The following is a 23,652-nucleotide window of genomic DNA, read 5'->3' on the forward strand; positions in this document are numbered from 1 at the left end:
TGGAGCTGAAAGTGCCGCACGGCACCGACTGGCAGTCGCTGGCGCCGCTGCTGCCGGTGTTCCTCAGCTACCTGCTCAGCTTCGTCTACGTGGGCATCTACTGGAACAACCACCACCACTTCTACCATGCCGCCCGCCGCGTCGACGGCCGGGTGCTGTGGGCCAATCTGCACCTGCTGTTCTGGATGTCGCTGATCCCCTTCGTCACCGGCTGGATGGGAGAGAACCACTACGCGCCGCTGCCGGTGGCGCTATATGGCGCGGTGCTGCTGATGTGCGCGATCGCCTGGTGGATCATGCAGCAGGCGCTGTTGTGCCTGCCCGGCAACCGCACCCGGCTGTCCGAGGCGCTGGGCGGCGACATCAAAGGCAAGATCTCGCCCCTGTGCTACCTGCTGGCGATCGGCCTCGCCTGGTACCAGACCTGGCTGGCCGGCGCGCTGTATCTCGTGGTGGCGCTGATGTGGCTGATTCCCGACCGGCGCATCGAGTGCATGCTGTACGGCGAAGGCGAGCAGGGCTGAGCCGGCGTGGCGGCGGGGCCTCGAATCGATTAAAATCGTCTGATCAGCCACCATGGAGGGTACGATGTACCAGTCCGAATTCACCCAGTTCATCAATGGCTTCCTGGACAAGAACCCGGAAGTGGACAGCGAGCGCCGCGAGCTGCGCCTGACGCTGTGGGACCGCGAGCTCAACCTGGACGACCAGCGCCGCTGGAAAGAATCCAACGTGCCGCAGAAGCCCTACGTCTACCAGCCGGAATAAACCCGACTGGTTCGCATCCGACGCCCCTCGCGGGCGTTTCGTCATTTTGGAAGCCCGAATATGACCCGCCACACGGTGGCGCTCAGCAGCGCCCTCTCCGCCTACCTGTTCGACATCGCCGTCGCCGAGCATCCGGCGCAGCGCGAGCTGCGCGAATTCACCGCCGGCCACCGGCTGGCGAAGATGCAGATCTCGCCGGACCAGGGCCAGTTCATGGGCTGGCTGGCGCGGCTGATCGGCGCGCGCCGCTACCTGGAGATCGGCGTGTTCACCGGCTACAGCGCGTTGACCGTAGCGCTGGCGATGCCGGAAGACGGCCAGGTGGTCGCTTGCGACGTCAGCGAAGCCTTCACCGCCATCGCCCGCGAATACTGGGCCAAGGCCGGCGTCGCCGACCGCATCGACCTGCGGCTGCAACCGGCGCTGAACACCTTGCGCGAACTGCTGGACGACGGCCAGGCCGGCCGCTTCGATCTCGCCTTCATCGATGCCGACAAGCCGTCCTACCGCGACTACTACGAAGCCTGCCTCGAGCTGGTGCGCCCCGGTGGGGTCATCGCCATCGACAACATCTTCCTGTCCGGCCGCGTGGTGGAGCCCAAACCGGAAGACCCGCCCGGCGTGCACCTGGTGCACGCGTTCAACGCCAGCCTGAAGGCCGACCCGCGCGTCCACATGTGCGTGCTGCCGATAGGCGACGGCCTGACGCTGTGCACCCGCCGCTAGCCGGCGCGCATGAACTTTCGCCATCGCCGGATGGTCTGTAACGTTTTGGCCACAGCGCCGGCCCCCCCGCCGGTGCTATGATGGCCGTTTGTTGACCGAGCTTACCCCGTCACCGTCATGCTGAACCGCCGCCCCCGCCGCCAGATGAACCAGATGAACGTCGTGCCCTATATCGACGTGATGCTGGTGCTGCTGGTGATTTTCATGGTCACCGCCCCGATGTTCACGCCGGGCGTGATCGACGTGCCCAGCGTCTCCGAGGCGCCCGCCATCGACGTCCGCCCGCTGGAGGTCACCGTGGACGCCGCCGGCAAGATCGAACTGGTGGATGGCGAGCAGAAAACCCGCGTCGACTCGTTGGACGATCTCGCCAGCCAATTGCAGGCGCTGGCCGGCGCCGGGCAGCGCCCGGTGGCCATCTCCGCCGACGCCAACCTCAAATACGCCGAAGTGGTGAAGATCGCCGACCGCCTGCACCAGGCCGGCATCAAGCGCGTGGCGCTGACCGTCAAGCAAATCAGCAAGCAATGAAGCCGCAATCGTCCGCCTCGCCGCGTCCCTGGACCTTCATCGCCTCGGCGCTGTTCCACGCCGGCGTGATCGGCCTGTTGCTGTGGGGCGGCCTGCAGACCACGCCGCCGCCCAGCCCGGTGCCGCTGGCGCTGGAGCTGTGGACCACCGCGCCGCCCCCTCCGCCGGCCGTGACCTCGCCGGTCGCGCCCGCGCCGCAACCGGCGCCGGAACCCAAACCGGTGGTCGAAGCGCCGCCGGCCGAGGTCAACCTGGGCAAGAAGGACGCGCCCAAGCCCAAACACGAGACGCCGAAACCGGAACCCAAGCCGGCGGCCGAGCCCGAGCCGAAAAAGCCCAAGCACGAGCCCAAACCGGCCGAACCGGAGAAAAAAGTCCCGGAAAAGGCCAAGGCGGCGGAAAAAGCGCCGGACAAGAAGGAAGCCAAGACCCACACGCCGCCCGCGGCCAAACCCGGTCACAAGACCGCCAAGGCCTACAACAACGAGGCCGACGACCTGCTCTCCAGCCTGGACAGCACACGCACCAGCGGCAAGCCCAACGCGCGCAGCGACCAGGCCGGCAGCAAACACGGCGTGGCCGGCGGCGCGGTGAACGGCTCCGGCGTCAACGCCGGCTGGATAGACCTGGTCAAGGCCAAAGTGACGCCGCTGGTGCAGGTTCCGCCCGGCATCGCCGGCAATCCGGCGGCGGTGCTGCGGGTGACGCTGCTGCCGACGCTGGAGGTCAAAGCGGTGCAACTGGTGAAAAGCAGCGGCGTTCCGGCCTATGATGATGCCGTGCAACGCGCGGTCTGGGAGGCTAAGACTTTCCCCAAACTGCCGGCGGGAGCCAACTTCAACGACGGCTACCGCACCTTTACCCTGACGTTCCGTCCGCGCTGAGCGGACGCGACAAAGCCCTGAGGAAGCCATGCCGAGTTTGAAAGCCCTGCTGCGGGGCATGCTGGTGGCGGCGATGCTGGTCGCCGGCAGCGCCCACGCCGAACTGAACATCGAAATCGTAGGCGGCGGCGCCAGCCGCCACGCCATCTCCGTGCTGCCGTTCAAGGACGAGGGACCGACCCAGGGCAACCTGACGCCGGTGATCCGCAACGACCTTGCCTTGTCCGGCGCCTTTCGCCTGATCGACCCGTCCGCCGTCGCCAACGTGCCGTTCGAGCCCGCCGACATCCGCTATCCGCTGTGGCAGGCTGCGGGCGCCCAGTCTATCGCCATCGGCAAGGTGGAAAGCGCCGGCGGCGGCCAGATCAAGATCAGCTTCCGGCTGATGGACGCGTCGCAGCGCAAGCAGTTGACCGGCGGCGAATTCACCGTGACGCCGGACCGCAGCCGTCAGGTGGCGCACGCGATCGCCGACATGATCTACGAGGCGATCACCGGCCAGAAGGGCTTCTTCAACACCCGCCTCGCTTACGTGCTGAAGTCCGGCCGCAACTTCGCGCTGCAGATTTCCGACGTCGACGGCCAGCGCAGCCAGACCATCCTGCGCTCCACCGAACCCATCATCTCGCCCAGCTGGAGCCCGGACGGCCGCTACATCGCCTATGTCTCCTTCGCCAGCCAGAAGCCGGTGGTATGGGTGCAGGATCTGGCCACCGGCCAGCGCCGCGCGGTGGCCAACTTCAAGGGCAGCAACTCCGCCCCCGCCTGGAGCCCGGACGGCAGCAAACTGGCCGTGGTGCTGACCACCAGCGGCAACTCGCAGGTCTACATCATCAACGCCGCCGGCGGCTCCGCCCGCCGCCTGATGTACAACGGCGGCATCGACACCGAGCCGGCCTTCAGCCCGGACGGCTCGATGGTCTACTTCGTCTCCGACCGCAGCGGCAACCCGCAGATCTACCGGGTGCCGGTGAACGGCGGCGACGCGCAGCGCGTCACCTGGGAGGGCAGTTACAATGTTTCGCCCAAATTGTCGCCGGACGGCAAGACCCTGGTCTATATTCGCCGTTCAGCCGGCAATTTCCGTGTGATGTCGCAAGATCTGGCAACTAATGACAGCCGGCAGTTGTCAGACGGTAGTTACAGTGAGCGCCCCAGCTTCGCGCCCAACGGCCGCATGGTGCTGTATTCCAGCGACGCCGGCGGACAGAGCGTGCTGTACGCGGCTACCGCGGATGGCAGCAGCAAGGTGAAACTGGCCGTGCTCAACGGTGATGTTCAGGACCCGGCATGGGGTCCGTTCAATAATCCTTGATGGGAGCCAACAATGAACCTGAAGCAACTCGCACTCGCCACCGCCGTCGCCACCCTGCTCGCCGCCTGCGCCAGCACCAAGCCGGCCGAGACTCCGGCGGCGCCGGTGACCCAAGCCCCGGCCACCCAGGCCCCGGTGAGCTCGGGCAGCGAACAAAGCCAGGTAGCGGTCGATCCGCTGAATGATCCGAACAGCCCGCTGGCCAAGCGCAGCGTGTACTTCGGCTTCGATTCCTCCGCCGTCGACGGCGAAGGCAAGAACACCGTCGCCAACCACTCCGATTACCTGAAGGGCCACGACAAGAAAGTGATCATTCAGGGCAACACCGACGCCCGCGGCAGCCGCGAATACAACCTGGCCCTGGGCCAGCGCCGCGCCGAGAGCGTCAAGCACGCGATGGAAGTGCTGGGCGTGAAGGAAAGCCAGCTGGAAGCCGTCAGCTTCGGCAAGGAAAAGCCGAAGGCCACCGGCCACAGCGACGCCGACTACGCGGAAAACCGCCGCGCCGACATCGTCTACCAGGGCCAGTAAGCGCCTGGCGCGGGCGGCTTCCCGGCCGCCCGCCGTCCTCGCCCTGCCGGATATCCGCGGGCGGCTGCCAAACGGCGGCCGAACCGTTATGATGTCCGGCAATCTTCATCCATCGGAACGCCCATGAAACGCATCGCCATCAGTAGCGCCCTGCTGTTGATCCTGAACGGCTGCGCCAGCACCAGCGACCTGGAGGAGACCCGCCGCCAACTGGCCCAGGTGAACCAGCAGGCGTCCACCCGCATCAGCGCGGTGGAAAGCAAGCTGTCCAATGAGAAGCTGCTGGAGATGGTCAGCCAGGTCGACACCCTGAAGGCCGAGGTCGCCAAGCTGCGCGGCGACGTCGAAGTGCTGAACTACAATCTGCAAACCACCCAGAAGCGCCAGAACGATCTGTACAACGACCTGGACGGCCGCCTGTCGCACCTGGAAGGCGCGCCCGGCAAACGCGACGCCTCGCAGCCCGCCGCCCAACAAGCCGCCGCCGGCGACAGCCAGGCCAGCCCCGACTACGACAAGGCGCTGAACCTCCTGCGCGCGCGCGACTTCCCCAACGCGATCAACGCGCTGTCGCTGTTCATCCAGCAGAACCCGCAAGCGCCGCAAGCGGCCGAGGCCAACTACTGGCTGGGCGTCGCCCACACCGCGCTGCGGCAGTACGACGCCGCCATCGACATCCACCGCCGCTTCGTCGAGCAATACCCGAACAACCATTTCGCGCCGGACGCCTTGCGCAATATCGGCAACTGCCAGCGCGACCTGGGCCAGGTGGATCAGGCGAAGAACACCTACCGCCGCCTGATCAAGCTGTACCCGAAGACCGACGCCGCGCAGAAAGCCAAGCAGGCGCTGGCCAGGATGTAAGGCAAACGTCCGGCGCGGCCGCGCCGGCAAAGGAAAAGGGCGCCGCGCGGCGCCCTTTTTTCATGGCTGTCAGGCCTCGGACAACACCAGCCTGACGTTGTGCTCTTCCAACAGCTTGGTCACCGGCTCCGGCGGCGTGGCGTCGGTGAACACGGTGTGGAACTCGCTGATGTGGCCCATGCGCACCAGCGCGTTGCGGCCGAACTTGCTGTGGTCGGCGGCCAGGTAGCGGTGGCGGGCGTTGTTCATCATCGCCTGGGCGACGCGCACCTCGCGGTAGTCGAAATCCAGCAGCGAGCCGTCGGTCTCGATGCCGGACACGCCGATGATCGCGTAGTCCACCTTGAACTGGTTGATGAAATCCAGCGTCGCTACGCCGGTGATGCCGCCGTCCGACGCGCGCACGGTGCCGGAGGTGATCATCGCGGTGAAGTCCGGGTTGGTGGACATGATGGAGGCGACGTGGATGTTGTTGGTGATGACGCGCAGCCCCTTGTGGGTGGCCGTCAGCGCCTGCGCCACCGCCTCGATGGTGGTGCCTATGCTCATGAACAGCGAAGCGTGGTCGGGGATGCTGCGCGCGATCATGTCGGCGATATGGGCCTTTTCGCTCTGAAACTTTCCTTTGCGAGCAAAATAGTCCTCGTTCTCCACGCTGTTCCCGAGCGCGGCGCCGCCGTGGTAGCGGCGAAGCAGATTGGCCTCGCACAGCTGATTGATGTCGCGCCGTATCGTCTGCGGTGTGACATCAAGCAGGCGGGCCAGCTCTTCGATGGGCATGAAGCCGTTTTCGCGAACCAGCTGCAGGATTTTGTCGTGTCGTGGAGAGCGCGGCTCATAACTATTCGGAATCGAAAATCACGTTACTTTAGTAACATATTTTTCCCCCCGATAGCAAATGCGAACCGCAAATTTCCCGGGCTTTCCGCCTGTTTGCGAAGCCGGCGGCCCCCTGGCCGCCACAACGGCGGCCGCGCCGGCCTCAGTGGACGATGGCCACCTTGCCGAAATGGCGGCGGGCGAGGAAATGCTCCCAGGCCGCGCGCGCGTCGCCGAACGGGAACACCCGGTCCACCACCGGCCGCAACTGATGCCGGGCGATGGCCCGCAACATCGCTTCCATCCCCTCGCGGTGGCCGACCGCGATGCGCCGCAGCGTGGCGCCGCTGAGGAAGTAGCGCATGAAGTCCAGCTCCGCCGCGCCGTCGGCCAGAAAGCCGATCACCGCGATCTCGCCTCCCGGCGCCACCGCCGCCAGCGACTGCTCCAACGTGCCCTTGCCGCCCACCTCGACCACCAGGTCTACGCCCACGCCGCCGTTCAGTTCGCGCGCCCGCGCGCCCCACTCCGGCACAGCGAGGTAATCGATCGCCTCGTCCGCGCCCAGCGCCTTCAGCCTGGCCGCCTTGTCCGCGCCGGAGGTGGTGGCGATCACCCGCGCGCCCATCGCCTTGGCCAGCTGCAAGGCGAACAGCGACACGCCGCCCGATCCCTGCACCAGCACCGTGTCGCCGGCCTTGACCGGTTGCGGGCCGGTCAACGCGGTCCAGGCGGTCAGCGCCGCGCACGGCAGCGTCGCCGCTTCGGCCCAGTCGAGGTGATTCGGCACGCGCACCAGCGCCTCCTCGCTCACTACCTTGTATTCGCACAGCCAGCCGTCCAGATTGCTGCCGTACTGGCGCGCGCCCTGCTCAATGGGAAACGGTCCGCCGAACCATTGCGGGAAGAAGGTGTTGCACACCCGCTCGCCCAGCTGGAAACGATTGCAGCCCTCGCCCAAGGCGACGATCTCGCCGGCGCCGTCGGACAGGGGAACCAACCCATCGCGCCAGCTCATCGGATACTGGCCGCTCAACAGCGCCAGGTCGCGGTAGTTCAATGAGCTGGCGCGCACTCGCACCAGCACTTCGCCGCGCTCGGGCGTCGGCATCGGCTCGTCATGACGCGCCAGGTGGTCCAGCGAGCCGAAACGGGAAAAACGATAGCTTTGCATCGGGATGTCCTTGGATAAAAATCACCCGGACATCTTGCCGCGCCGCGTCATCATGATGAATGATTGGCCGTACCCGTTTTTTCACCTTTCGTACCGGATTCCACCATGGACCTGCTGGAAAACATCTTCGCCGCGATGCGGGTGGAGAGCGCGCTGTACGCGCGGCTGGAAGCGCGCGCGCCGTGGGGCATAGATTTCGCCCACCAGGTGTCGGCGCGCTTCGGCATCGTCGCCCACGGCCGCGGCCTACTTGACGGCGCGGGCCTGGATCAGCCGCTGCCGCTGGCGGCCGGCGACCTGTTCATCGTCAGCGGCGGCCAGCGCTTCCGCCTGATGGACGAGGCCGGCCGGGAGACGCCGCCATGCGACACAATATTCGCCGGCCGCTGCGACGGCGTGATCCGCTTCGGCGGCGACGGCGAGGAGACCGGCATCGTTTCCGGCCGCTTCGTGTTCGACGCCGCCGCCGGCGCGCCCTTGATGGACCTGCTGCCGCCGGTGCTGCACCTGAAGCTGGACGAGGATCGGGCGCGGCTGCTGCGGGCGGCGCTGGAAATGATCGCGCGCGAGAACGCCGCCCCGGCGTTGGGTTCGCGGCTGGTGGTGCAGAAACTGGTGGACGTGTTGCTGATCGAGGCGCTGCGCATCCACTGCCTGTCCGGCCAAGGCGATGGCTGGCTGGGGGCTCTGGCCGACCGCCGGCTGTCACCGCTATTGCAGGCCATTCATGCCGACCTGGCCGCGCCGTGGACGCTGGAGAGCATGGCGGCGCGCGCCGGCATGTCGCGCTCGGCCTTCACCCGCCATTTCCGCGCCCGAGTGGGCGATACGCCGCTGAATCATCTGACCGGCTGGCGCATTCAGCGCGCCCGGACGCTGTTGCGGGAAAGCCGGCTTCCGCTGGCGGAGGTGGCCGCGCGCATCGGCTATGACAGCGACGCCGCCTTCCAGCGCGCGTTCAAGCGGCTGACCGGCCAGCCTCCGGGCGCGTACCGCCGCGCGGCCTCCGGGATCTGAGTGGCGTTAGGCGCAAGCCGCAGCCAGCGCGGCCTCGGCCAGGACCAGGGTGGTATCGATCGCCGGCACGCCGCAGTTGGCGTCGTTCAACACCAACGGCAGCTCGGTGCAGGCAAGCGCCACGCCGTCGCAGCCCAGCGCCTTCATCCCTGCCACCACTTCCAGCAGCGCCGCCAGCGTGGCTGCGCTGGCGCGGCCGGTGGGCACCAGCTCTTCGAAGATGGCGCGCTGGATCGCCGCCTGCTGGGCTTCGTCAGGAATCACCTCCTCGATGCCGCGCGCGGCCAGCGGCGCCTGGTACAGGCGGCGCGCCATGGTCCAGCGGGTGCCCAGTATCGCCACCCGTTTCAGGCCCCGCGCCGCGCAGGCGTCGGCCACCACATCGAGGATGCTGATCAGCGGAATGGGCGAGCGGGCGCGGATGTCGTCCACCACCAGGTGCACGGTGTTGGCCGGGATCACCGCCAGTTCGGCGCCGGCGCCGGCCAGCCGTTCGAGCGAGCCGACGATGGAATCGGCGACCAAGTCCCAGCGGTCGTCGTCCTGGGCCTGGTGCACCACGCCGAAATCCGGCTGGTCCAGCGCGAAGCGCGGGTGGTGATGGTGGGGAAAGCGGTCCGCGCATAGGCGGTGGATCTTGGACAGGCAGTCTACGGCGCCGGGCACGGTCACGCCGGCGACGCCTATGGTTTTAGGGTTCATGGTTTCTGCGTGGAAAAGCGCGCCGACAGCCGGCGCGGAGCCGGCCAGTCTACCCATGCGGCATGGCGGCCGCAACGCCGCTCAGCGCTGCCAGGTGCCGCCCTGGCGGACGCGGCGCACGAATTCGTCCAGCGGCATCGGCCGGGCGATGTAGAAGCCCTGCAGCCAGCCCACGCCCAGCCGGCTCAGGTAGTCGAACTGTTCGGCAGTCTCCACGCCCTCGGCCACCGTCGCCAAGCCCAGCTTGGCCGCCAGTTCGGCCACGCTGTCGACGATGTGGCCGGACAGGCCGTCGCTGCCGATGCCGGCGACGAAGCTCTGATCGATCTTCAAGCCGCCCACCGTCAGCTGCTGCAAATACACCAGGCTGGAGTGGCCGGTGCCGAAATCATCCAGCGCCACCCGGACACCCAGCGCGTCCAGGCGGCGGAACAGCGCCTCGACCTCGGGCGTGATCGCCACCATTTCGCGCTCGGTCAGCTCCAGCGTCAGCACCGCGCCGCTTTCGGCCAGCAGGCCCGCCCAGCGCCGGCAGTCGCCGTACAGGCCCCCCTCCTGCAGATGGGCGCGGCTGATGTTGACGCCCAGGTGGAAGTCCGGCGCCAGCGGCAGCTTGGTCAGCTTGGCCAGCACGGCGTCCATCATCCGCCGCGTCATCTCGACGATCAGCCCGCTCTCTTCGGCGCGCGGGATGAACAGATCGGGCCGGATCAGCCCCTCGCGCGGATGCCGCCAGCGCATCAGCACCTCTGCGCCGCGCCAGTCAGGCAGGCCGGGCTGCACGATGGGCTGCAGATAGCCTTCGAACTCGTCGTTGGCCAGCGCCCGCCGCAGCTCGTCGGTGAAGGAGGCCGGCCGCCCCAGCAGCCAGTACAACGTCGCGCCGGCCGACAGGCCCAGCAGTAGCAGGATCACGGTCAGCGGCGCATGATGCGACCAAAGATGCCGGTGCCAGGCCGGCACGTCATAGCTTGAGCGCACGGTGAACGGATAGCGGCTGGAGTGGCGGATTTCCTCCACCTGCCCGCGCGCAGGCATCGTCCCTTCGCCGTAGCGGCGCGGCCCCAGCCAGTGGTCTCCCACCTGCAGAAACACCAGGATGCGGTCGCTGACATCCTGCAAGGCCAGCTGCAGATAGCGTCCGTCCACCGTCGCCACCGCCGCGTCGCCGCCGCGATTGAGCCGGTAATACAGCAAAGGCACATCGGGCGTCACCGCGTTGCCGGACAGCAGTTGCATCCTGCCTTGCACGAAACCGCGCGCCGGCATCGCCCAGCGGGTGCTGCCGCTCAGCGACGAACAATAGACGTTATCGCCATCCAGCAGTACGGTGCTGCGCACGAAGGGCGCGACCGCCACCTGGCGGCGCAAGGAATATACGGCCTTGTCGCACGATCCGCCGGCCAAGGGCAGCAGGATGCGCGCGGCCTCGTCGGCCTGGTCGAGGATACCATCCACCAGTTGCAGCCCCTGGTCCACCTGCTGCCGCACGGAAGCCTGGAGATCCTGCCGCTCCTGCCACAGCAACGCGGGCACCGTCGCGGCAAACGGCAGAGCCGCCACCAGCAGGGCAAACATCAAATGGGACAGGCGATGGCGACGGCGTGGCTGCAGGGGATTCATCGACTCTCCGCGCGTGCAATTCCGGCTATGCGGAATTGATGATTGGTTTTAAATAATAGTATTATTTTAAACCAAAAAATAAACCCTCCCGCAGGAGGGTTCGCGCGCGAGCCGGGAGGCTCAGCTCAGACGGCCGCGGTGGCGGGCGATCTGCACCTTCACCTGGGCCGGCGCGGTGCCGCCGACATGGTCGCGCTGCGCCAGGCTGCCCTCCGGCGTCAGCACGTCGAACACGTCGTCCTCGATCAGCGCCGAGAACTCGCGCAGCTTGGCCAGCGGCAGATCGGCGAGATCCACGCCCAGGCCTTCGGCATGGCGCACCGCCAGCGCCACCACCTCGTGGCTGTCGCGGAAGGGCAGGCCCTTCTTGACCAGGTAATCGGCCAGGTCGGTGGCGGTGGCGTAGCCCTGCAGCACCGCCGCGCGCATCGCCTCCGGCTTCACCGTCACGCCGCGCATCATGTCGGCGTAGATGCGCAGCGTGGTCTGCAGCGTATCCACCGTGTCGAACAGCGGTTCCTTATCCTCCTGATTATCCTTGTTGTAGGCCAAGGGCTGGGCCTTCATCAATGTGATCAGCGCGATCAGGTGGCCGACGACGCGGCCGGACTTGCCGCGCACCAGCTCCGGCACGTCCGGGTTTTTCTTCTGCGGCATGATGGACGAGCCGGTGCAGAAGCGGTCGGCGATGTCGATGAAGCCGACGCGCGGGCTCATCCACAGGATCAGCTCTTCCGACAGCCGAGACAGGTGGATCATCGCCAGCGAGGCCGCGGCGGTGAATTCGATGGCGAAGTCGCGGTCGGACACCGCGTCCAGCGAGTTGTGGCAGACATCGTCGAAACCCAGCAGCTGGGCGGTGTAATGGCGGTCTATCGGATAGGTGGTGCCAGCCAGCGCCGCGGCGCCCAAGGGCAGCCGGTTGACGCGCTTGCGACAGTCCTGCATCCGCTCGGCATCGCGCGCCAGCATCTCCACATAGGCCAGCAAGTGGTGGCCGAAGGTGACCGGCTGCGCCACCTGCAGGTGGGTGAAGCCGGGCATCACGGTGTCGGCATGCTGCTCGGCCAGGTCCAGCAGGCTCTTCTGCAGTTCGCCGAACAGATGGACGGTGGCATCGATCTCGCCGCGCAGCCACAACCGGATATCGGTGGCCACCTGGTCGTTGCGGCTGCGGCCGGTGTGCAGGCGCTTACCGGCGTCGCCGATGCGGTCGGTCAGTCGGCGCTCGATGTTCATGTGCACGTCTTCGAGGTCCACGCTCCACTCAAGCTTGCCTGCGCGGATCTCGTCGCGGATGTCCGCCATGCCTCGTCGGATCGACTCCAGGTCGGCGTCGGACAACACGCCCGATCGGTTCAGCATCGCGGCGTGGGCGAGCGAGCCTTCGATGTCCACCTCGGCCAGTCGGTAGTCGAAGCCGATGGAGGCGGTGTAGTGCTTGACGAGTTCGGAAACCGGCTCGGAAAAACGGCCGGACCAGGCGTGTTGGTCTTGCATGGCGTAGCGTCCTGCGGTGAGGGTGCGAAAACCCTACTATGCCAGCCGCAACCGCCCACGGCCAGCGCGGATTTGTCCTACCGTCCAGCAGCCGCCAGGATGCGGGCGACCGTGCCGTCGGCCACCATGCCGCGCAAGGCCTGTTCGAGGTCCGCCTTGCGCGGATGGAGCGGCGAGCGCCGCGCCAGCGCCAGCCGGTTGGGATGGCGGTCGTCCAGCGTCAGCGCCGCCCGCTTCACCCGGCCGGCAAACTCGGGCCGCGCGGCCAGCGCCGCGCCCTGGCTCGCGTTGACGATCAAGGCGTCGACGCGGCCGGCGGCCAGCTTGCGAAAACCGGACTCCATGCCGGGACTGGCGTCGCGGCGGATGCGGGCGTCGCGGTCGAAGCCCGCCTCGTAGCTCACCCCCTCCGACACGCCGACCGTCAGCGGCAGCAGATCGTCGTAGCGGGCCAGCGCGCGCGGGTCGCCGCTGCGCTGGTAAAACACCAGATGGTTGCTGTTGGCGAAGGGCGGCATCAGAAAATCCAGATAGCGCGAGCGCTCCGGCGTGGGCCGCACGCCTATCATCAGGTCGGCCCGCCCCTGCTGCATCACAGCCAGGCAACGCGACAGCGGGCAATGCAGGAAGCGCAGCGGCAGGCCCAGCCGCCGCGCCAGCTCGCGCACGATCTCGGTGTAAGGTCCGGCCGGCTCGCCGCGCGCATCCAGTTTTTTCCATGGCTCGAACACGTTGTAGGCGAGCACCAGCTCGCGCGCGTCCGCCAGCGCCGGTTCGAACGCCAGACAACACAATAGCAGGACGATCAGTTTCTTCACGGCATTTGCTTGGAAATGTTTTCAGCAATGCTATCCCCTAAGCGCCATGCGCTGCGCATTTGTCGACCGCATCCCCCACCGCTGTTGCGAAAACGCCATCCAGCCGACTAGAGCGGCTGCCGGCAAGCCATTGAATGGAAAATAATAATTGTTCCTCACGCGTCTGTTGGCCCCATCCCGCCAAAAATACCATCTGCACAACATAGGTATGATCCGGACGCGAAAAAGGCCCGGCATGCCGGGCCTTATCCAAGCAAACCCCGCTGCGGGTCAGTGCTGCAGGATTTTGGACAGGAACTGGCGCGCGCGCTCGCTGCGCGCGTCCAGGTCGCCGAAGAATTCGTCTTTGGCGCAATCCTCGACGATGCGGCCCTGATCCATGAAGATCACCCGGTCGGCCACGCGGCGGGCGAAGCCCATCTCGTGGGTCACGCACATCATGGTCATGCCCTCGTGCGCCAGCTCGGTCATCACGTCCAGCACCTCGTTGATCATCTCCGGGTCCAGCGCGCTGGTCGGCTCGTCGAACAGCATCGCGATCGGGTCCATCGCCAGCGCGCGGGCGATGGCCACCCGCTGCTGCTGGCCGCCGGACAGCTGGCCGGGATGCTTGTCGGCGTGCGCGCGCAGGCCGACGCGGTCCAGCAGCTTCAGGCCCTTGGCCATCGCCTCGTCCCGGCCGCGGCCCAGCACCTTGACCTGGGCGATGGCCAGGTTCTCGGTGATGGTCAGGTGCGGAAACAGCTCGAAGTGCTGGAACACCATGCCGACGCGCGAACGCAGCTTGGGCAGATCGGTTTTCGGATCGCCGACCGAGATGCCGTCGACGACGATCTCGCCCTGCTGGAACGGCTCCAGCGCGTTCACGCACTTGATCAGGGTGGACTTGCCGGAGCCGGACGGCCCACACACCACCACCACCTCGCCCTTGGCGACCTGGGTGGTGCAGTCGGTCAGCACCTGGAAGGTGCCATACCATTTGCTGACCTTGTTCAGCGAAATCATTGCAGTCATACAGCCAACCTTTGTTGCAGGCGCTTCACCAGGCGGGAGGCGCCGAAACTGATCAGGAAGTAGACCATGCCGGCGAATATCAGGAATTCGTGCGGCAGGCCGACGATGTCGCCCTTGGAGCGGGCGGTGTTGAGGAAATCCATCAAGCCGACAGCGTATACCAGAGAGGTGTCCTGGAACAGGATGATGGACTGCTGCAACAGCAGCGGCAGCATCTTGCGCAGCGCCTGCGGCAGCACGATCAATCCCATCACCTGGTGGTAGCGCATGCCCAGCGCGTAGGCGGCGCCGGCCTGGCCCTTCGGTATCGCCTGGATGCCGGCGCGGACGATCTCGGCGAAGTAGGCCGCCTCGAACATCACGAAGGCCACCAGGCAGGAGGTGAACGCCCCCACCGGCTCCAGATTGCCGGTGATCCAGTTCAGCAGCATCGGCACCGCCAAGTAGAACCAGGAGATCACCAGCAACAGCGGAATGGAGCGGAAGTAATAGATGTAGGCGGTGGCGAAACCCGACAACACCTTGTTGCTGGACAGGCGCGCCAGCGCCAGCAGGATGCCGAGCAGCACGCCGCCGGCCACGCCGCCGGCCAGCATCTTCAGCGTCAGCAGCATGCCTTGGCTCAGGCCCGGCAGCGCCGGTACGATTTGGCTGAAATCCATCATTTGCCTCCCATCATGCCGGGCACTCTGAGTTTCTTCTCCAGCGCGTTCATCATCAGCATCAGGCTCATATTGAGCGTGAAATAGATGACCGTGGCCAGGGTGAAGGCCTCGAACAGGTTGGCCGAAAACTCAGCGGTCTGCTTGGTCTGCGCCAGCAGCTCGGCCAGGCCGATCAGCGACGCCACCGACGAGTTCTTGATGATGTTGAGGAATTCGCTGGTCAAGGGTGGAATGATGATGCGCATCGCCTGCGGCAACAGCACGTGGCGGTAAGTCTGGCCAAGCGAAAAGCCCACCGCCATCGCCGCGTTGCGCTGGCCGCGCGGCAGCGCCTCGATGCCGGTGCGCACTTGCTCCGCCACCCGGGCCGCGGTGAACAGGCCCAGGCACACCACCACCGACAGGAACTGCGAGGTGGTCGGCGACAGATCCTGCTTGAACCAGACCTGCGCGCCCTCCGGCAGCAGGTCGGGCACCAGGAAGTACCAGACGAACAGCTGCACCAAGAGCGGCACATTGCGGAACAACTCGACGTAGACGGTCGCCAGGCCGGCGATCCAGCGATTGGGCAGCGTGCGCGCCACGCCGACCGCGATGCCCAGCAGCAAGGCGATGATCCAGCCGCTGAGCGACACCGACAGCGTCCAGCCCAGACCGCTGGCGAACCAGTTCAGATAGATCTCGCTACCGACACCGGTGGGTTTGAAGAAGACTCCCCAGTCCCAGTGATAATTCATTGCAACCACTCCCAGCCGCGCGTCGGGAAGACGGCGCGGCGATCGATGCCACCCGGCGGCCGGCTTCCGGCCGCGCAGGGTCAAGCCGCCGCCCGCGAAAACGGGCGGCTACGTTCAGGGCGAAGGCCGCATGCGCGGCCAGGCTGGCTTATTCGGCGGGCTTGTCGGTCGGCTTGGCCAACAGCGCCTTCAGCTCGTCGGACATCGGGAAGTTGAGGTTCAGCCCCTTGGGCGGCACCGGACTGGTGAACCACTTGGCGTAGATCTTGTTCACTTCGCCGGACTTGAAGGTCTTCTCCAGCGCGGAGTCCACCACCTTCTTGAACGCCGGATCGTCCTTGCGCAGCATGCAGCCGTAGATTTCGTAGGACTGCGACTTGCCGGTGACGATCCAGTTGGCCGGGTTCTTGGCCTTGGCCATCTCGCCGTACAACAGCGCGTCGTCCATCATGAAGGCGGCGGCGCGGCCGGATTCCAGCATCAGGAACGACTCGCCGTGGTCCTTGGCCGAGATCACGTTCATGCCCATGTTCTTGCTGGCGTTCATCGCCTTGATCAGGCGCTCGGACGTGGTGCCGGCGGTGGTGACCACGTTCTTGCCCTTCAGGTCCGGGAAGTCCTTGACGCCGGAGGTCTTGGCGGTGAGCAGACGGGTGCCGATCTCGAAGATGCCGACCGAGAACGCCACCTGCTTGCCGCGCTCGGCGTTATTGGTGGTGGAGCCGCACTCCAGGTCCACGGTGCCGTTCTGCACCAGCGGGATGCGGGTCTGCGAGGTAACCAGGTTGTAGCGCACCTGCAGGTTCGGCATCTTCAATTCCTTCTTCACCTCGTCCACCACCTTGTTGGCGAGGTCAACCGAGTAGCCGATCGGCTTCTGGTTGTTGTCGTAGTACGAGAAGGGAATGGAAGAATCGCGGTTGCCGAGCACGATCACGCCGGAATCCTTGATCTTCTTCAGGGTGCCGGTCAGCTCGGCCGCGCCGGCGGGCAGCGCGGCGAGGGTGGACATGGCGGCCAGCGTACATCCAGCGACGACGGAGGTGCGAATGCGCATGAGGTTTCTCCTTATAGACTCTCTTTGCGGGTAAAGCGGCGCCGCTGTCGCGGCGCCATGATCTTCTTTTTAGTGATTGTCTGACAGTATGCTGTTATTTTTTGTTTGCGTCAGAACTTAATGCAACGGGAAACCGCGGCAGGCCGCGGAACCGGCTCAGCCGCGCGCTCCCTTGTCGGACAAATGGTTCGCCAGACGGACATAGTCCTCCACCCGCAGGTTCTCCGGACGCAGGCCGGGGTCGATCCCCAGCGCTTCCAGATCGGCCACGTCGGCCAGTCCCTTCAGGTTGTTGCGCAGCGTCTTGCGGCGCTGGGCGAAAGCCTGGATCACCAGCTTCTCCAACAGCGCCTCGTCGCGGGCGACGCCGCAGCGGCCCGGCGCCGGCATCATCCGCACCACGGCGGAATCCACCTTCGGCGGCGGCCAGAACGCTTCCGGCGGCACGAACAGGATGTTCTCCATGTAGAAGCGGTACTGCAGCATCACCGACAGCCGGCCGTAGTCGGCGGTGGAGGGCTCGGCCACCATCCGCTCGATCACTTCCTTTTGCAGCATGAAGTGCATGTCCAGCACCCGGTTGCCGTAAGTGGCGAGGTGGAACAACAGCGGCGTGGAGATGTTGTACGGCAGGTTGCCGACAATCTTCAGCGGCTGATCGCTGACCGAGGCGAAGTCGAAGGCCAGCGCATCGCCGGCGTGGATGGTCAGCTTGTCGGCCGGATGCTCGGCGCGCAGGCGCTCGATGATGTCGCGGTCGATCTCCACCACATGCAGGTGCTTCAGCCGCGACAGCAGCGGCTTGGTGATGGCGCCCAGGCCGGGGCCGATTTCGATCACGATATCGTCCGGCTGCGGGTTGACCGCGTGGACGATGCCGGCGATGACGCTGGCGTCCTGCAGGAAGTTCTGCCCGAAACGCTTGCGCGGTATGTGCTTGCTCATGAATCTGCCAATCTTGGGAACAGCCGCGATTGTACTCGCGCGGCGGCGAATGTCCCAAGCGATTCAGGCAGTTGGCCGCTGGCGGCGGCCCCAAACGCGCCTCAGCCCCGCGCCGGCATGCGCCATTGCAGCGCCAGGCAGAACAGCGACAGCGCGATCACCGCGCCGCCCAGCGCCAGCTCGCCCGCCACCGGCAGCGCGGCCAGCAGCGCCGACAAGGCCGAGGCGAACAGCATCTGCGCGCAGCCCAGCAGCGCCGCCGCGCGGCCGGCCGACTCCGCGAACGGCGCCATCGCCATGCCCGCCGCCGGGCCCAGCGTGAAAGCGAAGCCCACGCTCAGCACCGCGATCGGCAGCATGTAATGCCAGGCGCCGGGCTGATGCGCCAGCGCCGGCAGCAGCGCGCCGGCCGCCAGCATGATCGCCAGGCCCGTCTTCAGCACCCGGCGCGGCCCCAGCCGGCCAATCAGGCCCAGGCCGATGAAGCTGGCCGCCATGATCAGCAGCGCGTTGGCCCCGAACAGCAGGCCGAAGGTGGCCGCGGACAGGCCACCGCGCTCGATCAGCACCGTCGGCGCCAGCGTCACGTAGCTGACGATCAGGCCCAGCGCGGTGCTGCTGCAGGCGCCGTTGCGCAGCAGCGCCGGATGGCGCAGCACCTGCAGAAAGCCCGGCCCCGCCGCATTCTCCACGCGTTCCGGCCGCGTCTCCGGCATCAGCCGCGCCAGCAGCGCCAGCGCCGCCAGCGCCGACACCGCCAGGAACAGGAAACAGGACTGCCAGCCGTACAGCTCGGTCAGCACCCCGCCCAGCGCCGGCGCCAGCGCTGGCACGATGTTGAGCGCGCCGTTGAGCATGCTGTAGCGCTGCGCCGCCGCGTTGCCGGAGAAGCAGTCGCGGATGATGGTGAACGCGCACACCGAGCTGGCGCTGGCGCCCAGGCCCTGCAGCATCCGCGCCAGCATGAAGCTGCCCATCGAATCGCTGAGGCTGGCCAGCGCCGAGCCCAGCGCGTAGGCCAGCAGGCCGCCCAGCGCCACCGGGCGGCGGCCGGCGCGGTCGGCCAGCGGGCCGAACAACAGCTGGCCCAGGCCCAGGCAGAACACGAACACGCTGATGCTGGCCGACACGTCGGCCTGGAAATGGCGCTGCAGCGCCGGCAGCGCGGCCAGGTACAAATCCACGCCCAAGGGGTTGAACAGAATCAGCAGGATGGCGGCGGCGGTGGCCGGATTCGACTGGCGGACGGCAAGGCTGGAATGCGGCATGACGCGTGCTTCGAAGGGCGAAAGTCGACAGTTTATCAAACCCTGCCCATATCTCCAATTGGCATAAAATTATCATCTTTAAAAATCAATGGCATATCAGCAGATCGGCATGCCGCCGGGGGATTACAATCGTTCACCAAATCCCCGCCGCCGCAAGGCCTTGAATCGAAAGGCCGAATCCGCGCCGGCCGCGGCCCGCCGCGCCGCGGAGATGGTTGCCTCGGGGCCGCTCTGGTAACCTAGGCGGCAGCCCAAGAACAAACGAGCAGCCTGACATGAGCACCAATGACACCCGAATATACCTGGCCTCCGGCAGCCCCCGCCGCCGCGAGATACTGGAACAGCTGGGCCTGCATCTGGAACGCATCCATGCCGACATCGACGAAACGGTGCGGCCGGGCGAAGACGCCGTCGCCTACACCGAGCGGCTGGCGCGCGAGAAGGCCGAAGCCGGTTGGCGCGTGGTCTCCTCCTGCGGCCTGCCCGAGCGCCCGCTGCTGGCTGCCGACACCACAGTGACCCAGAACGGCGAGATCTTCGGCAAGCCGGAGAACGCCGATGACGCCCGCCGCATGCTGCGCGCCTTCTCCGGCCGCAGCCACCAGGCCATCACCAGCGTCGCCGTGCGCGACGGCGGCAGGCTGCTCGTCAAGACCTCGGTCACCGACGTGTTCTTCAAGCCCCTGTCCGACGCCGAAATCGAGCGCTACATCGACAGCGGCGAGCCGTTCGACAAGGCCGGCGCCTACGGCATCCAGGGCAAGGCCGGCGTGTTCATCGAACATATAGAAGGCAGCTACACCGGCGTGATGGGCCTGCCGGTGCACGAAACCGCGCTGCTCCTGGCCGAGTTCGGCTTCGAACTGCCATGAGCCGGGAGGGCGCCATGCTGCATCAATCGATACCCCTGCCGCGCGACCTGCCGCGGCCGCAAGAACAGATCCTGGTCAACATCACCCCGCAGGAAACCCGCGTCGCGGTGCTGGAGGAAGGCATCGTCCAGGAGCTGCACGTGGAACGCGCCGCCAGCCGCGGCATCGTCGGCAACATCTACCTGGGCCAGGTGAAGCGCGTGCTGCCGGGCATGCAGAGCGCCTTCATCGAGATCGGCCTGGAGCGCGCCGCCTTCCTGCACATCGCCGACGTGCTGGAACAGCGCCAGCACCCCACCGAGCCGCAGCGCATCGAGAAGATGCTGTTCGAAGGCCAGACCGTGCTGGTGCAGGTGATCAAGGACCCGATCGGCACCAAGGGCGCGCGGCTGTCCACGCAGATCTCGCTGGCCGGCCGCTTCCTGGTGCACCTGCCGCAGGAAGAGCACATCGGCGTGTCGCAGAAAATTGAAAGCGACGCCGAGCGCCACAGCCTGAAAGCGCGGCTGGAAAAGCTGCTGCCCGCCGGCAGCCCCAGGGGCTACATCATCCGCACCAGCGCCGAGACCGCCCGCGACGACGAGCTGGCCGCCGACATCGAATACCTGTCCAAGCTGTGGTCCGACATCAAGCAGAAGTCGCAGACGCTGCCGGCGCAAAGCTTGCTGTACGACGACCTGCCGCTGGCGGTGCGGGTGCTGCGCGACATGGTCAGCGGCTACACCGACAAGGTGCTGGTGGACTCCAACGAGAACTACGGCCGCATGGTGGAGTTCGCCGAGCAATACGTGCAGATCGCCGTCGACAAGATCGAGCGCTACGCCGGCGAGCGGCCGCTGTTCGAGCTGCACGGCATCGAGGCCGAGATCGAAAAGGCGCTGGCCCGCCGCGTCAATCTGAAGTTCGGCGGCTACCTGATCGTCGACCAGACCGAGGCGATGACGACGATAGACGTCAACACCGGCGGCTTCGTCGGCAACCGCAACTTCGACGAAACCATCTTCAAGACCAATCTGGAAGCCACCCAGGTGATCGCCCGCCAGCTGCGGCTGCGCAATCTGGGCGGCATCGTCATCGTCGACTTCATCGACATGGACAACGACGAGCACCAGGCGGCGGTGCTGGCCGAGCTGGCCAAGGCGATGGCGCGCGACCGCACCCGGGTGACGCTGAACGGCTTCACCAGCCTGGGCCTGGTGGAAATCACCCGCAAGCGCACCCGCGAGAGCCTGGCCCACATCCTGTGCGAACCCTGCCCCACCTGCCAGGGCCGCGGCGAGATCAAGACCGCGCAAACGGTGTGCTACGAGGTGCAGCGCGAGATCGTGCGCGAGGCGCGGCAGTACGACGCCAAGGGCTACCGCATCCTGGCGGCGCAGTCGGTGATCGACATGTTCCTGGACGAGGAGTCGCAGAGCCTGGCGATGCTGGTGGATTTCATCGGCAAGCCGGTGTCGCTGTCGGTGGAGTCCAGCTACACGCAGGAGCAGTTCGACGTGGTGTTGTTGTGAGGTAGGGCGGAAGCCCGGCGTGGCCGGGCGTTCCGCCGGCTCCATCCTTATGGAGCGGGAAAGCGAGAACGGGCAATGGCGATGAGCTGTTGCCCGTTTTGTTTTGCGCGGGGTATTGGCTGTGCGTGGGCTTGGCTGTGGATAAAAATGGATTTGGCGGATGGCTGTGGATAAGTATTGTGTAGAGGGTAGGGTGCTGTACGGGTAGGGTGCGTCACCCCGCAGGGGCGACGCACCGGTTATGGTGTCGCGGCTTTGTGTCCGCTTCGCGGACGATTGATTTTGGTGCCGGTTCCGCCCGGCGGACGGGCCAGGGGCTGGGCGGCCAGCCCCTTGGCAATCCCAGGCCGCCCCAGCAGCGCGGCGAAACCCCGTCTCCAAACCCATTCCCAAAGAGCCGCCGGAACTAGCAGGGCGCTACGTCGAACAACCGGCGGCTTAAAACTTTGGGAATGGCTTCGAAGCCGGCTTGCGCTGATGGGGATATGGGGCACGTTGATTCGGTCTATTTGGTCACAATAATGCATGTTATTGTTTATAGTCGACTACCTTTTTCTAGAAATTTACTTTACATGTTTTGATATGTAAATTTTTGGCGTTAAGTTGAATTTACTAACTTTCTTTCTCCATGTTTCGAGCGCTAATAAGAGTTGGATTGAGTTGAGGTCTGTTATTTTGGTAATCTCTTTTTCCAGAACCAGCCAGATGGCGACAGATTTTATAGGGTATTGCTCAGGGACCACATTTCTAGAGATCACTTCGATAGCTGTTGCTGACTGGTGAATGTTGTAAATAAGATCTACTTTTTTATCTGATATTTTCACGGATATGATTTCCTCATTCTTATAGAGGTCAGCTATTTCTACCTGGTAGTTTCTTGCCCCCTTTTTTATTGATTTTATTGCAACAGTACTTCGGTCTAGCAATATGAATCCATTTTCATCCCTTTGTTTTTTGTTAAAATAAAACTCTCGATATGTTATTTTATCTAACTCAAATTCTTGTGTGGCGAGGGCGTCGGCATCTAGATTTTCTTGTGTAGCTCGTATCTCTTGCTCACGAGATGCTTTCCATGATACATAGTCAGCCTCGTTTAAATCATCCATTTTTTGGATTGCTATGTTTTCCAGCGCTTTCTTCAGGTAATCCATAAATGTTTGATTGAATAAATACCACTCACCGTTTTTGAGTAAGTATTGGTTTCTCAGTCTGCAATCAATTAACTCTTTTACATCTTGACTGAAGACGGTCTCACTAGATATTTTGACTTTTACTTCATTTATATCACTTATATTATTTTCCACTAAGTAGGATGCAATGTTTTCTATTTGAATCGCACTGCCAAGATCTTTTTTATCTTCTCGTTTTCCCCTGCCACTTTTTGTGAAAATCATATACTCACAGTCTGATGTTCTTACACAAATCTGTGTTCCATAGATTGGAAACTCATCAATTACAATATCCCCATCCCCCTTTTTGATACTTTCCAATAGCTCAATATCAAGTTCATTAATAATGTTTTCGTCGCGAACAATTTCTAATTTGGGTAGTTTTATCAACTCATCTTTGGAAAAGGATTCTCTAATCTTGTTAAACAAATCTGCAAGATCACTAGGGCTTCGTTCTGTATCTATTTGAATGGAGTCGGCAAGAATAATATTCTTTTCTCCCCATTCAGATGCATCAACAGCTTTTATTTTGACATGATCTACTGACTCGCCAGGTTCGTAGCTGTTTGGGGAAAAATTTACATATGCGGATACTTCATTTCTTTTTGATCCTGCGAAATATCGGCTTTTCTTCAAAATGGTAGTTTTTTCATCGCCAATTCGGATGGCAAAGTTTATACCAAAGTCGTGCTCTATATATTTATTTAAGTAAAAGTGTGCTTTTCCTAGACTGACTAGATATATGATGTCTGGTGAGTCCTCTTTGATGGAAATGAGAAGAGCAAAATGAAATATGTTATGTGGCTCGACTATACCGTCCTTGAAAAAAACATTATATGTGTTCCACCACCATATAGGATTACCTTTAACATTTTCTGAGAAATAAAAAGTCATTTTATAGCCATTATCATTTATTGTTTTTTGCTCTGCCAGCCCAACAGATGATATTTTCTCTAGCAATTGTTCAAGATATTCTGATCTCAATTTGTATATGTTGTATGCGGTACTCATAGCATTCCTTTCAAGGTTGATTGTTTGAGAATTGCTTTGATGTATGCGCAGGTAAGATTAATAAAGATAATTTTGTAAATTAATCTTCATCCTAATAATTTTGAGGGAATTTCATCTATATTTGTTTTAGT

Annotated in this window: 24 protein-coding genes; 11 read left to right on the forward strand and 13 right to left on the reverse strand. The window is 64.0% G+C overall.

All coding sequences use genetic code 11. From position 1 onward, the window contains the following. The 8 genes from LQR33_RS11260 to ybgF form a co-directional block, all read left to right on the forward strand. Window positions 1–524, forward strand: a 524-nt coding sequence (locus tag LQR33_RS11260) for a TMEM175 family protein (RefSeq protein ID WP_231468951.1), incomplete at its 5' end; no start/stop codon positions are given. A gap of 64 nt (window positions 525–588) precedes the next feature. Next, window positions 589–768: a DUF3460 family protein gene (locus tag LQR33_RS11265; RefSeq protein WP_221663786.1), complete on the forward strand. Its 180-nt coding sequence runs from the start codon at window positions 589–591 to the stop codon at window positions 766–768. Window positions 769–828: 60 nt separating this feature from the next. Then, a complete protein-coding gene (locus LQR33_RS11270) occupies window positions 829–1,494 on the forward strand; it encodes a class I SAM-dependent methyltransferase (RefSeq protein ID WP_221668957.1) in 666 nt (221 codons plus the stop codon). Window positions 1,495–1,611: 117 nt separating this feature from the next. After that, window positions 1,612–2,025 (forward strand): biopolymer transporter ExbD, encoded by a 414-nt coding sequence (locus tag LQR33_RS11275; RefSeq protein ID WP_021478825.1) that lies wholly within the window; start codon window positions 1,612–1,614, stop codon window positions 2,023–2,025. After that, on the forward strand, window positions 2,022–2,909 hold the full coding sequence (locus LQR33_RS11280; RefSeq protein WP_231468953.1) for a TonB family protein: 888 nt from the start codon (window positions 2,022–2,024) through the stop codon (window positions 2,907–2,909). Before LQR33_RS11275 ends, LQR33_RS11280 begins: the two co-directional genes overlap by 4 nt. Before the next feature lie 28 nt (window positions 2,910–2,937). Next, window positions 2,938–4,224, forward strand: a complete 1,287-nt coding sequence (tolB, locus tag LQR33_RS11285) for a Tol-Pal system beta propeller repeat protein TolB (protein WP_231468955.1) — start codon at window positions 2,938–2,940, stop codon at window positions 4,222–4,224. A gap of 12 nt (window positions 4,225–4,236) precedes the next feature. Next, complete coding sequence (locus LQR33_RS11290) at window positions 4,237–4,755, forward strand: OmpA family protein (protein WP_166438804.1); 519 nt, start codon at window positions 4,237–4,239, stop codon at window positions 4,753–4,755. 123 nt (window positions 4,756–4,878) lie between these two features. After that, window positions 4,879–5,619, forward strand: a complete 741-nt coding sequence (gene ybgF, locus LQR33_RS11295; protein ID WP_104945874.1) for a tol-pal system protein YbgF — start codon at window positions 4,879–4,881, stop codon at window positions 5,617–5,619. A gap of 69 nt (window positions 5,620–5,688) precedes the next feature. On the opposite strand, the gene LQR33_RS11300 is transcribed toward ybgF, so the two are convergent. Beyond that, on the reverse strand, window positions 5,689–6,471 hold the full coding sequence (locus LQR33_RS11300; protein ID WP_331282864.1) for a DeoR/GlpR family DNA-binding transcription regulator: 783 nt from the start codon (window positions 6,469–6,471) through the stop codon (window positions 5,689–5,691). A 130-nt stretch (window positions 6,472–6,601) separates the two neighbouring features. Beyond that, the gene (locus tag LQR33_RS11305; protein WP_166438802.1) at window positions 6,602–7,612 is read right to left on the reverse strand and encodes a zinc-dependent alcohol dehydrogenase family protein; all 1,011 of its coding nucleotides are present in this window, start codon (window positions 7,610–7,612) and stop codon (window positions 6,602–6,604) included. 105 nt (window positions 7,613–7,717) lie between these two features. Between LQR33_RS11305 and LQR33_RS11310 the strand changes: the two genes are divergently transcribed. Further along, entirely contained in the window at window positions 7,718–8,629 is a 912-nt protein-coding gene (locus tag LQR33_RS11310; RefSeq protein WP_231468959.1) for an AraC family transcriptional regulator, read from the forward strand. A gap of 6 nt (window positions 8,630–8,635) precedes the next feature. On the opposite strand, the gene LQR33_RS11315 is transcribed toward LQR33_RS11310, so the two are convergent. From LQR33_RS11315 to LQR33_RS11360, 10 genes are all read right to left on the reverse strand, one after another. Further along, on the reverse strand, window positions 8,636–9,331 hold the full coding sequence (locus tag LQR33_RS11315) for an aspartate/glutamate racemase family protein (RefSeq protein ID WP_221667503.1): 696 nt from the start codon (window positions 9,329–9,331) through the stop codon (window positions 8,636–8,638). Window positions 9,332–9,412: 81 nt separating this feature from the next. Next, complete coding sequence (locus LQR33_RS11320) at window positions 9,413–10,954, reverse strand: EAL domain-containing protein (RefSeq protein ID WP_231468961.1); 1,542 nt, start codon at window positions 10,952–10,954, stop codon at window positions 9,413–9,415. Window positions 10,955–11,074: 120 nt separating this feature from the next. Next, window positions 11,075–12,454 carry an argininosuccinate lyase gene (argH, locus tag LQR33_RS11325; protein ID WP_231468964.1) on the reverse strand — a complete coding sequence of 460 codons (1,380 nt, stop codon included), beginning with the start codon at window positions 12,452–12,454 and terminating at the stop codon, window positions 11,075–11,077. Window positions 12,455–12,531: 77 nt separating this feature from the next. Continuing rightward, the gene (locus tag LQR33_RS11330) at window positions 12,532–13,272 is read right to left on the reverse strand and encodes a substrate-binding periplasmic protein (RefSeq protein WP_221663778.1); all 741 of its coding nucleotides are present in this window, start codon (window positions 13,270–13,272) and stop codon (window positions 12,532–12,534) included. Between the two features lie 270 nt (window positions 13,273–13,542). Continuing rightward, window positions 13,543–14,277: an amino acid ABC transporter ATP-binding protein gene (locus LQR33_RS11335; RefSeq protein WP_221663794.1), complete on the reverse strand. Its 735-nt coding sequence runs from the start codon at window positions 14,275–14,277 to the stop codon at window positions 13,543–13,545. Window positions 14,278–14,282: 5 nt separating this feature from the next. Then, window positions 14,283–14,948, reverse strand: coding sequence for an amino acid ABC transporter permease (locus tag LQR33_RS11340; protein ID WP_166438796.1), 666 nt, complete (start codon window positions 14,946–14,948; stop codon window positions 14,283–14,285). Further along, the gene (locus LQR33_RS11345; RefSeq protein WP_166438795.1) at window positions 14,948–15,688 is read right to left on the reverse strand and encodes an amino acid ABC transporter permease; all 741 of its coding nucleotides are present in this window, start codon (window positions 15,686–15,688) and stop codon (window positions 14,948–14,950) included. Before LQR33_RS11345 ends, LQR33_RS11340 begins: the two co-directional genes overlap by 1 nt. Window positions 15,689–15,836: 148 nt before the next feature. After that, on the reverse strand, window positions 15,837–16,745 hold the full coding sequence (locus LQR33_RS11350) for a glutamate/aspartate ABC transporter substrate-binding protein (protein ID WP_166438794.1): 909 nt from the start codon (window positions 16,743–16,745) through the stop codon (window positions 15,837–15,839). Window positions 16,746–16,901: 156 nt separating this feature from the next. Then, entirely contained in the window at window positions 16,902–17,690 is a 789-nt protein-coding gene (rsmA, locus tag LQR33_RS11355) for a 16S rRNA (adenine(1518)-N(6)/adenine(1519)-N(6))-dimethyltransferase RsmA (protein ID WP_221663777.1), read from the reverse strand. 101 nt (window positions 17,691–17,791) lie between these two features. Beyond that, window positions 17,792–18,958 carry a multidrug effflux MFS transporter gene (locus tag LQR33_RS11360; protein ID WP_166438792.1) on the reverse strand — a complete coding sequence of 389 codons (1,167 nt, stop codon included), beginning with the start codon at window positions 18,956–18,958 and terminating at the stop codon, window positions 17,792–17,794. 275 nt (window positions 18,959–19,233) lie between these two features. Here LQR33_RS11360 and LQR33_RS11365 point away from each other — a divergent pair, with 275 nt between their 5' ends. Next, window positions 19,234–19,830 (forward strand): Maf family protein, encoded by a 597-nt coding sequence (locus tag LQR33_RS11365; protein ID WP_231468966.1) that lies wholly within the window; start codon window positions 19,234–19,236, stop codon window positions 19,828–19,830. Between the two features lie 14 nt (window positions 19,831–19,844). Next, on the forward strand, window positions 19,845–21,341 hold the full coding sequence (rng, locus tag LQR33_RS11370) for a ribonuclease G (protein ID WP_166438790.1): 1,497 nt from the start codon (window positions 19,845–19,847) through the stop codon (window positions 21,339–21,341). Window positions 21,342–21,904: 563 nt separating this feature from the next. Here the strand turns inward: rng and LQR33_RS11375 are convergent. Further along, the gene (locus LQR33_RS11375) at window positions 21,905–23,521 is read right to left on the reverse strand and encodes a DUF6119 family protein (protein WP_231468968.1); all 1,617 of its coding nucleotides are present in this window, start codon (window positions 23,519–23,521) and stop codon (window positions 21,905–21,907) included. Window positions 23,522–23,652: the final 131 nt, after the last annotated feature.

Source organism: Chromobacterium piscinae (assembly GCF_021129175.1).
Lineage (GTDB): Bacteria > Pseudomonadota > Gammaproteobacteria > Burkholderiales > Chromobacteriaceae > Chromobacterium > Chromobacterium piscinae.

Excerpts from the sequence above, each read along its gene's own strand:
- LQR33_RS11320 (WP_231468961.1), bottom strand. The coding sequence starts at position 10,954 with ATGAATCCCCTGCAGCCACGCCGTCGCCATCGCCTGTCCCATTTGATG.
- tolB (WP_231468955.1), top strand. The coding sequence starts at position 2,938 with ATGCCGAGTTTGAAAGCCCTGCTGCGGGGCATGCTGGTGGCGGCGATG.
- LQR33_RS11340 (WP_166438796.1), bottom strand. The coding sequence starts at position 14,948 with ATGGATTTCAGCCAAATCGTACCGGCGCTGCCGGGCCTGAGCCAAGGC.
- LQR33_RS11265 (WP_221663786.1), top strand. The coding sequence starts at position 589 with ATGTACCAGTCCGAATTCACCCAGTTCATCAATGGCTTCCTGGACAAG.
- LQR33_RS11280 (WP_231468953.1), top strand. The coding sequence starts at position 2,022 with ATGAAGCCGCAATCGTCCGCCTCGCCGCGTCCCTGGACCTTCATCGCC.
- ybgF (WP_104945874.1), top strand. The coding sequence starts at position 4,879 with ATGAAACGCATCGCCATCAGTAGCGCCCTGCTGTTGATCCTGAACGGC.
- LQR33_RS11290 (WP_166438804.1), top strand. The coding sequence starts at position 4,237 with ATGAACCTGAAGCAACTCGCACTCGCCACCGCCGTCGCCACCCTGCTC.
- rng (WP_166438790.1), top strand. The coding sequence starts at position 19,845 with ATGCTGCATCAATCGATACCCCTGCCGCGCGACCTGCCGCGGCCGCAA.
- LQR33_RS11375 (WP_231468968.1), bottom strand. The coding sequence starts at position 23,521 with ATGAGTACCGCATACAACATATACAAATTGAGATCAGAATATCTTGAA.
- LQR33_RS11360 (WP_166438792.1), bottom strand. The coding sequence starts at position 18,958 with ATGCCGCATTCCAGCCTTGCCGTCCGCCAGTCGAATCCGGCCACCGCC.
- rsmA (WP_221663777.1), bottom strand. The coding sequence starts at position 17,690 with ATGAGCAAGCACATACCGCGCAAGCGTTTCGGGCAGAACTTCCTGCAG.
- LQR33_RS11315 (WP_221667503.1), bottom strand. The coding sequence starts at position 9,331 with ATGAACCCTAAAACCATAGGCGTCGCCGGCGTGACCGTGCCCGGCGCC.
- LQR33_RS11305 (WP_166438802.1), bottom strand. The coding sequence starts at position 7,612 with ATGCAAAGCTATCGTTTTTCCCGTTTCGGCTCGCTGGACCACCTGGCG.
- LQR33_RS11350 (WP_166438794.1), bottom strand. The coding sequence starts at position 16,745 with ATGCGCATTCGCACCTCCGTCGTCGCTGGATGTACGCTGGCCGCCATG.
- LQR33_RS11270 (WP_221668957.1), top strand. The coding sequence starts at position 829 with ATGACCCGCCACACGGTGGCGCTCAGCAGCGCCCTCTCCGCCTACCTG.
- argH (WP_231468964.1), bottom strand. The coding sequence starts at position 12,454 with ATGCAAGACCAACACGCCTGGTCCGGCCGTTTTTCCGAGCCGGTTTCC.
- LQR33_RS11335 (WP_221663794.1), bottom strand. The coding sequence starts at position 14,277 with ATGATTTCGCTGAACAAGGTCAGCAAATGGTATGGCACCTTCCAGGTG.
- LQR33_RS11310 (WP_231468959.1), top strand. The coding sequence starts at position 7,718 with ATGGACCTGCTGGAAAACATCTTCGCCGCGATGCGGGTGGAGAGCGCG.
- LQR33_RS11365 (WP_231468966.1), top strand. The coding sequence starts at position 19,234 with ATGAGCACCAATGACACCCGAATATACCTGGCCTCCGGCAGCCCCCGC.
- LQR33_RS11275 (WP_021478825.1), top strand. The coding sequence starts at position 1,612 with ATGCTGAACCGCCGCCCCCGCCGCCAGATGAACCAGATGAACGTCGTG.
- LQR33_RS11345 (WP_166438795.1), bottom strand. The coding sequence starts at position 15,688 with ATGAATTATCACTGGGACTGGGGAGTCTTCTTCAAACCCACCGGTGTC.